Genomic DNA, 8,550 nt, shown 5'->3' on the forward strand with positions numbered 1-8,550 from the left:
GGCGCCGACCATCATGGTCGTTCGGCTGAGGTCGGGAGCTGACCGGCGCCATGTGGAACGCCACCGTGAAGGGCATCGTCGGGCGCCGCGTGCGCCTGGCCCTCACCACGCTGGCGGTGGTGCTCGGGGTCGCCTTCGTGAGCGGGACGTTCACGTTGACCGACACGCTCAACCACTCGTTCCGGGGGGTCTTCAGCCAGACGCTCGCCGGCGTCGACCTCGTGGTCCGCCGAACGGTGCCCTTCGGCGGCGGCGGAACCCCGGACCGGCAGCGGTTCCCCGCCACCGAGGTCGCGCCGGCGCGCGCCGTCCCGGGCGTCGGCGCCGCCGACGGGTTCGTGGACGGGTACGCCCAGTTTGTCGACCGGGCCGGCCACGCGATCCAGAACACCGGTGCCCCCACGATCGGAATCGCCTGGGCCCAGACGGGGTCCCACGGGCCGCTGCGGCTCGTCAGCGACGGGCCTCGGCGGAGCCGCGCCCCCAGCCGAGCGGGCGAGGTGGCGATGGACGTCGGGACCGCCCGCCGCCACGGCTTCCGGGTCGGCGACCACGTCGACGTCCTGCTCCAAGGCCCGAAGCAGCGGTTCGTGATCGTGGGCCTCTTCGGCGTCGGCGACCGGCGCGACCTCGGCGCGGTGACGTTCGCGGCGTTCGACCTCGGAACCGCCCAGCAGGTCTTCGCCGCGCCCGGCCAGCTCGACGCCATCAACGTGACGGCGGCGCCGAACGCCGGCCTCGACGCGCTCCGGACTCGTCTCCAGGTGGCGCTCGGGCCCGGGTTCGAGGTGTCCCCGGCGGCCCAGGTCGCCCGAGACCGCGGCCAGGTGGTCCTGAACTTCCTCGACCTGCTCACCCGGCTCCTCTTGGGGTTCGCGGCCATCGGGATGGTCGTGGCGGCGTTCATCATCTTCAACACCTTCACGATCCTCGTCACACAGCGCACGCGAGAGCTCGGGCTCCTGCGCGCCATGGGCGCGAGCGGGACCCAGGTCGTGATCTCAGTCCTGGCCGAGGCGGCCGCCATCGGCCTCGCGGGCGCGGCCGCAGGGCTCGGGGCCGGCTACGGCCTCGCCGCCCTCCTGTTGTCGCTGGCGAGCCGGTTCGGTCTCGAGGTCCCGAGCCAGCCGGTGACGCTGGAAGGACGGACCGTCGCCGCCGCGCTCCTCGTCGGCGTCGGCGCCACGGTGGTGTCCTCGCTCTGGCCGGCGCTCCGGGCCGCGCGCACGCCGCCGATCGCGGCGACGACCGACGTCGGGCCGACCCGCGCTCGCCCGCTGCGCCGGCGCGTGCTGCTCGGCGCCGCTGCGCTCGCGGCCAGCGTCCCGCTGCTGCTGATCGGGCTGGACCGCACCCAGTACCAGTCGGACGTGCTGCGCGAGATCGGGTGGGTCGCGCTCGGCGCCCTGCTCGTCATGGTCGGCGTGCTCCTCGTCCTGGCCGCGGTGGTGAGGCCGCTGGTCGCGACGCTGGCGCGGCCGCTGCGAGCGCCACGGATCCCCGGCGTGCTGGCACGCGCCAACGCGGCGCGCAACCCTCGACGCACCGCCGCGACGGCCTCGGCGCTCGTGATCGGCCTGGCCCTCGTCGGGCTCGTCGCGACCTTCGGCGATTCGGCCAAGACCTCGGTCCGTCGGGCCGTCGCCCAAGGGATCCGCGCCGACGTCGTGCTCAAGGCGCAGCAGTTCGCGACGTTCTCGCCCGAGGTGGGTCAGCGGGTGGCCCGACTCTCCGCGGTGGCGGCCGTCACCGCGTTCCGGTTCGGCTACGGGCGCGTGCCGGTCGGTGGCAACGCGGAGGCCGTCGCCGGCGCCGATCCCGCGCACCTGGCGCAGGTCGTCAACCTGCGCCTGCGCCACGGCGGGATCGGCGCCATGGGCGACGACGGGGTCCTCGTCGCCGCCGATTCGAGCCGTCAGTACGGGCTCGCCGTCGGTGACCGCGTTGACATGCAGTTTCAGCAGGGGACGGCGTCACTTCGCGTCGCCGGCGTCTACGACCAGCGGGACTTCACCGGCGGGTTCCCCGTCGGGTTCATCGTCACGCAACGCGCGTTCGAGCAGGGATTCGGCACGAAGGTCCTCGACACGCTCGTGTACGTGCGAGCGAAGCCGGGCGAGGCCGGCGTCGCCGCGACCACGGTGCGCCGGACCCTCGCCTCCAGCTTCCCGAACATCAACGTGTTCACCCGCCACCAGTACCAGGCCGACCAGGAGCGGGCGATCAACCGCTTCCTCGCGGTGACGGTCGCCCTGCTCATGCTCTCCGAGATCATCGCCGTGCTGGGCATCGTGAACACGCTGGCGCTCTCGGTCTTCGAGCGAACGCACGAGCTCGGCCTGCTCCGCGTCGTCGGCATGTCGCGACGCCAGCTGCGTCGCATGATTCGCGACGAATCGGTGATCGTGGCGACGATCGGCGGGCTCGTCGGCACCGGCCTCGGGCTGTTCTGGGGCTGGATCTTCGCGTTCGCCCTCCGACCCCAAGGCGTCACCGTGATCAGCTTCCCCGTCGTCCAGCTCGTCGTGTTCGTCGCGATCTCGATGCTCGCGGGCGTGGTCGCCGCGCTGACCCCGGCGTGGCGGGCCGCGCACCTCGACACCCTCGAGGCCATCGCCGCCGAGTGACGCGCCCCGTCGGGCGAACCGTCGCGGATCGACCGGGCGTGCACGAGTTGCCGGCGGCGATCACCGACGTCGCGACGCACGGCACCGGCCATCGAGCCCGTGAGCCAGTCGACGAGCGGCACCCCCGCTCCGCGGCGGCCGGCGCCGCTTGTCGCCACTGCCCGACGCACGATCCGGCAGGTCGGCGCGATACTGTCCCGGGCAATCAGGCTGGGGGTGAGAGCTGGTGCGCGACGCGCTCCTCCGAATGCGCGACTCTCGGTTGTTCAACGACGGGTGGCGCCTCGCGCCCGTCACCGCGGCGCGGCCGACCGACACCCGACCCCCGTCGACGACGGGGCCGAAGCCACCCTCGCTCGCGGCTCAGCGCCGGTGGTACGTCCTGCTCGGCCTCACGATGCTGCTCGGCCTCGCCATCCGAGTCGCCTACATCCTGATCTTCAAGCGTCACTTCGTCGTCTCCGGTGACGCGTTCTACTACCACCACGGGGCGAACCTGCTCGTCGACGGACACGGGTTCATCGCGCCCGACCCGTTCATCAAGCACCAGCACACCCTCGCCGCCGCCCAGCACCCGCCCGGCTACCTGCTCGCGCTCGCCGTGCCGTCGGCCTTCGGCCTTCGGACCGTGCTCGAGCATCAGCTCTGGTCCTGCGTGCTGGGCACCGCCACGGTCGGCGTGGTCGGGCTCGTCGGCAAGACGATCGCCAATCGGCGGGTGGGCCTGATCGCGGCGTTGCTCGCCGCGATCTACCCCAACCTGTGGCTCAACGACTCGCTGGTGATGTCCGAGACGCTGATCCTGCTCACCACCGCCGTCGTCGTGCTGGCGGCCTACAAGCTCTGGCAGCGCCCCCGTCCCGCCATCGCGGCTGGCCTCGGCGCGGCGATTGGCGCCGCCGCGCTGACCCGTGCCGAGTCGATCCTGCTCGTCCCGCTCCTCGCGATCCCGCTGGCCTGCCTGCTCCGCCGCTTCGGGTGGCGCCGACGCCTGCAGCTCGCAGGGATCAGCATTGCGGCCACCGCGGTCGTGCTCGCCCCCTGGGTCGGTTACAACCTCACCCGCTTCGACCACCCAGTCACGGTGTCCACGAACCTCGGCATGACGCTGCGGGTGGGGAACTGCGACCAGACCTACAGCGGCCCCAAAATCGGCTACTGGGCGTTCCAGTGCCTGCACCAGACGAACCCTGGGCACGGCGATCTCTCCTCCCAGGAGATCGTCTACCGGCACGCCGCCGTCGATTACATCAACTCGCACGTGAGCTCCGTGCCCGCCGTCGTCCTCGCTCGGCTCGGTCGCACCTGGGCCCTCTTCCGACCAACCCAGCAGGTCCGGCTCGACGCCTTCCTCGAGTGGCGCGAACTCTGGGCCGCCCAGACTGGGCTGGGCATCTACTACCTGCTGCTCGTCGCGTCGATCGGCGGTGTCGTCTTGCTGCGCCGGCGGCGGGTGCCGGTGCTGCCGCTCCTCGCGCCAGCGCTGACCGTCACCATCGCGGTCGCGATCACGGTCGGTGAGACCCGTCTCCGGGCGCCAGCCGAGATCTCGCTGGTCCTGCTGGCGGCGGTGGCGCTCGAGTTCGCCTGGCTCGATCTCCGCGCGCGCCTGCGGGTGGCGGGGGCCAGGGTCGTCGAGGAGCAGCTGCCCCTCGTACCGGACGCGCCGAGCCCGACCGCAGGCGCCGCCGTTGGACCAACCACCACGGCGACGAGCAGCGGGTACGGAGCGGACCGGCCCCCGCGGACGACGCTCCAGGCGACGTGGCGTGAGCTCCGCGCGCGCGTTCCCAAGGCGCGTGCCCGGATCGCCGAGGAGCAGCTGCCCCTCGTACCAGACGCGCCGAGCGCGACCCCGGGCGCCGCCGTCGGGCGAACCATGGGTACGGGCGACGGGAACGGGGCGAAGCGACCGACGGCGACGCTCAAAGCGACGGTCGGGCGCACGGCCGGGGCGTGGCGGGAATCGGCGTCGGCGTTCTGGGGCCGACTCACTGGCGACGTCTCGAGGTCGCGGGCCTGGTCGACGCTGACGAGCTCGCCGCAGTGGAAGCGGCTCCGGAGCCGGTCCGGTCGCGTGTTCCTCCTCGTCGTCGCGGTCGGCACCGCCATCGCCATCGGCACCGCGATCGTGGTCAGCTCGGGGTCGACGGCCGCGGCGCCACCGGCAGCGCGCACGAAGTTCCCAACCCGGATCGTGAAGCTGCCCGGGGGGCGGTCGCCGAAGGCGAACCCGAAGGCCCCGGCCCGGATCGTCGACCCGAGCCAGGACAGGCCCAACCCGTTCGTGCTGGTGACCGGCGGGAAGTACTACCTGTACTCGAGCCAGTCGGGAACGTTCAAGTCACCCAACGTTCCGGTCTGGGTCTCGACCGACTTCACGCACTGGACCTCGGTCAAGGAGACGCTGCCGAAGCTGCCGAACTGGGCGACCTGGGGCTCGACCTGGGCTCCCGACGTCCGACGGGTGAACGGCCGGTACGTCATGTACTTCACAGCCCTCGTGAAGGGTCGGTCACCGGCGACCCGATGCATTGGGAACGCAACTGCGTCCAGTCCGACCGGGCCGTTCAAGCCCGTCCAGCGCATGCTCGTCTGCCAGGTGCTGCATCGGGGAACGATCGACCCACGCACCTTCGTGGATACCGACGGCACGCTCTGGCTGCACTTCAAGTCCGACGACAACGCCAACGCCCATGGGGACAGCCACACCGCGATCTACGCCCAGCGCTTGACGAGCGACGGACTCAGGCTGACCGGCTCCCGGAGGGTCATTCTCAGGGCCGACCAGGCCTGGGAAGGGCGGATCGTCGAGGCTCCTCAGATGGTGCTGGCCAACGGCCACTACTGGATGTTCTACTCCGGGAACTGGTACAACCAGCCGAAGTACGCCATCGGCGTGGCCCGATGCCAGGGTCCCGCGGGCCCGTGCACCAAGCCGCCCCGCTCGCGGCCCTTCATCGGATCGAACGCCCAGGGGCGGGGGCCCGGCGAGTCTTCCCTGTTCACCGACGGCAACGGGCTCTGGATCGTGTATGGCCCTCTGGCTGTCGAAGGTAGAGAACCCACGAGGCGACCGGTGGCCCTCGCGCACATCGTCTTCAACGGCATCGGGCCGAACCTGGGCGCGTTCTGACGACCCGGGTTCGGCCGACGTGCTTGGAAGTGGATCGCCGCGGGCACCGTACAATTCAAGACCCGAGGCATGGCGGTTGCCACGAGCTCCCGCACGGCGACGCCTGTCTGGGCCCAGCGTGTCGAGGGGAACGGGATGTGACCGGTCGGGCGTCGCCGGACCTGGAGGTTCCGAGCGCAGAACAGGTGAAACGGGAAATCTTCGAGGGCGGTTAGCTCAGGGGAAGAGCACTTCCTTGACGCGGAAGGGGTCAGAGGTTCAAATCCTCTACCGCCCACCAGCTCCGGCACCGTGATCGGGCTGGGGTGAGCCAAAGGTGAGCCAAACTCTGCGGCGGTGGCTCACCCTGCAACTGAAACGAGGTTGCGATGGGCATGACCCGGGAAGACGCCCATGCCCAATGGGGCGCCGCGCTCAACGAGGAGCTCGCGGCTGCCGAGGCCTTGATTGCCCTGCGCGTACAACCTCAGGGTGGGCGATCCGGTTGTCCAGGTCTTCGGCGATCTCGAGGGCGGCTTGTCGCAGGGCTGCGGGGTCGTAGTCGGCCAGGCCGGCGAGGAGTTGGACGGCGCCTTGCCATTCCTCGTCCCACTGCCACCGTTCGCGCGGGTCGGCGGGTTCGGGGCCGAGCTCGTCGGCCTCTTCTCGCGCCCGAGCGCGCAGTTTGCTGGCGTTCATGGACGCAGTATCACTCGGGAGTCTGACCCCAGGTGTTGCTGCAGGAGCGGCCAGAGCGGCGGTCGGAGGCCAGGTCTTGTTACGGCATCCGGCGGCTGTGAGACTCGGGGTGCGGGCGCGCCGCCGCGGGGGATGGGGGTGGGCGCATGGGAGCACGGAGGGTCGTTTTGTACGCCCTCGGTGCCGTGGTGGCTCTTGGCTTTGGTGTTGCCTTGTGGTCGGCCGGCGACGTCGCGAGCGCTTGCGACCCGGTCACGGGTGTGGGTTGCGACACGACCCCGACCACGCAGTCGCCTCCGGTCAGTTCGGGTCGGAATCCAGCCCCCCGGGGAGGCGCCACATCCCCGAACCAGGGCCAGCCCAGCTCGGGGGGCGGGGGCCAGCCGTTCATCCCGCCGGGTGCCGGCGCCGGATCGGTGCCGACCACGACGCCCGCGCCGCCGCCGACCACGGTCGCACCGTCCCCAGGGTCGAGCTCGTCATCGAGCTCGTCGTCGGGTTCCTCGGGCGGCCCCGACTGGGTGGAGGTCGGCGCTGGCGTAGGTCTCACGGTCGCCGGCGGCGGGCTGATGGGCTCGTCGCTGACCAGCAAGACGGATCTGCTGGCGCAGTACAACCAGACGTGCGCCGAAGCGTGCGGGTTCAAGCAAGACGAGGAGCAGGCGCAGAAGGACGCTGACGCCGCCCACGCGCAGGCGGTCGAGCTCGGTCAGGCCTATCAGCGGGCGAACGACTACCTGGCCACCCAGCTCAGGGATGACTACCTCAGCCGCATGCGGAACCGGGTTTATGCCACCAGGGCCGCTACCGCCATCGGAGGTCCCATTGCCTGGAGCTTTGCGATCGGGAATCTTTTTCCCTTCCAGGGCCAACCTTCGTTCTACACGCTTGACTACGGGGCGTGGAACGCGGAGATCGCGGCGGAAAAGAGCTCGGCGTATCCCCTGATCCGTGGCATCTACCAAGCCAAGTTCGCTCAGCTGCAAGCCGAGTTCTTCGGCGCCGTGAATTGGGGGACGCAGGCTTCCGCAGCCAGGCAGCAGTTGAGGTGGAAGCTCATCAACTTGCGCGCCTCGAAACCCGAAGGTTTCTTCCCGGACTGTGAGTGTGAGTGATGACGAGCGGAGCGACGCTGCGGACCTGGATCGAGGCCCTGGCATTGAGGGTGGCGCCGGGCGCTTCGGAGACAGACCTGTCGGTCAGGCCCCCCCACGCCGACGAGCCGGTGCTGGTGGTGCGGCGCCAGGACCCGCAGACCTGGGACGTCGTGCATGAACGGCGGGTCACGGCGTCGGTGCTGAGTTCGGACTGGCAGGCGCCGTGGGATAGCGAACCGGCGGCGGCGGTCGTGGGCCGAGCGGCGCGCCAGGTCGCGTTCGGGTCCCCGCTTGTCGAGTCCGGCACCCGCGACGACGGTGGCGACCTGATGGTCCGGTTCCGAGCCCCGGTCTTCGATGATGGCCTGACCCGTCAAGCCTTCGTGTTGACCGTGTCGTCGGTGCTCAAGGCGGCCCAGGCCTTCGAGCTGGTCATGGAACACCGCGCCGACGAGCTCGTGGCGTGGAAGGAGTTTCAGGCCACCTCCGAGCAGCGGCGCAAAGACCAGCAAGACCTGATCAAGCAGATGACCGGCCCCCCTCGTATGCCCCGGAGCCCCTGAGCACCCGCGGGGCGGGCGGCTTCGGTTCGGCCTCTTGGATCCCGCCGTAATTCACCGCGTTGGCGTTGTGCTGTCAGAATCTGGGAGGTGAGCGACGCCGCGTTGGAGCAGCTCTGGGCCCAGGTCGAGTCGGTCCGGGCGCAGAAGGAGCCACGGATCTGGTATCGGGTCGCGATCGAGACGACTGGCACGGTCGTCATTTCGTTCCTCCCTGGCCTCTCTGGAGCCTGTCAGCGGTCCTGGGCAGTGTGAACCTGGTACCTCCCAGGTCACCTCCCTGGTAGGTCAGCTCGCCGGGCCAGGTAGGTCCCGGCGAGAAGATCAGGGCTCACGGAACACAGACGGACTGGGACGATGGTGAGAACCGCAGACATCGACTGCCAGGTCGGGGGGTCCACGATGATCGGGCGTCTCGCCTTACCCGAGGCGGATGGCCCCCGACCGGCAGT

Annotated in this window: 5 protein-coding genes and 1 tRNA gene; 5 read left to right on the forward strand and 1 reads right to left on the reverse strand. The window is 70.6% G+C overall.

Going from position 1 to position 8,550, the window contains the following annotated elements; all coding sequences use genetic code 11:
- Positions 1-50: 50 nt before the first annotated feature.
- The 3 genes from VG869_08950 to VG869_08960 all read left to right on the forward strand — a co-directional run bounded on the left by VG869_08950 (position 51) and on the right by VG869_08960 (position 6,043).
- Positions 51-2,627, forward strand: coding sequence for an ABC transporter permease (locus tag VG869_08950; protein HEV3451320.1), 2,577 nt, complete (start codon positions 51-53; stop codon positions 2,625-2,627).
- 247 nt (positions 2,628-2,874) lie between these two features.
- Entirely contained in the window at positions 2,875-5,763 is a 2,889-nt protein-coding gene (locus VG869_08955) for a family 43 glycosylhydrolase (GenBank protein HEV3451321.1), read from the forward strand.
- A 205-nt stretch (positions 5,764-5,968) separates the two neighbouring features.
- Positions 5,969-6,043, forward strand: a tRNA-Val gene (locus VG869_08960).
- Between the two features lie 134 nt (positions 6,044-6,177).
- On the opposite strand, the gene VG869_08965 is transcribed toward VG869_08960, so the two are convergent.
- Positions 6,178-6,441 carry a hypothetical protein gene (locus VG869_08965; protein ID HEV3451322.1) on the reverse strand — a complete coding sequence of 88 codons (264 nt, stop codon included), beginning with the start codon at positions 6,439-6,441 and terminating at the stop codon, positions 6,178-6,180.
- A 521-nt stretch (positions 6,442-6,962) separates the two neighbouring features.
- On the opposite strand from VG869_08965, the gene VG869_08970 reads away from it, so the two are divergent.
- Together VG869_08970 and VG869_08975 are read left to right on the forward strand one after the other, a co-directional pair.
- Positions 6,963-7,556 carry a hypothetical protein gene (locus tag VG869_08970; GenBank protein HEV3451323.1) on the forward strand — a complete coding sequence of 198 codons (594 nt, stop codon included), beginning with the start codon at positions 6,963-6,965 and terminating at the stop codon, positions 7,554-7,556.
- The gene (locus tag VG869_08975; GenBank protein ID HEV3451324.1) at positions 7,556-8,101 is read left to right on the forward strand and encodes a hypothetical protein; all 546 of its coding nucleotides are present in this window, start codon (positions 7,556-7,558) and stop codon (positions 8,099-8,101) included. Before VG869_08970 ends, VG869_08975 begins: the two co-directional genes overlap by 1 nt.
- The last annotated feature ends 449 nt before the right edge of the window (positions 8,102-8,550 follow it).

It is taken from the genome of Acidimicrobiia bacterium (genome assembly GCA_035948415.1).
In the GTDB taxonomy this organism is placed as follows: domain Bacteria; phylum Actinomycetota; class Acidimicrobiia; order IMCC26256; family PALSA-555; genus PALSA-555.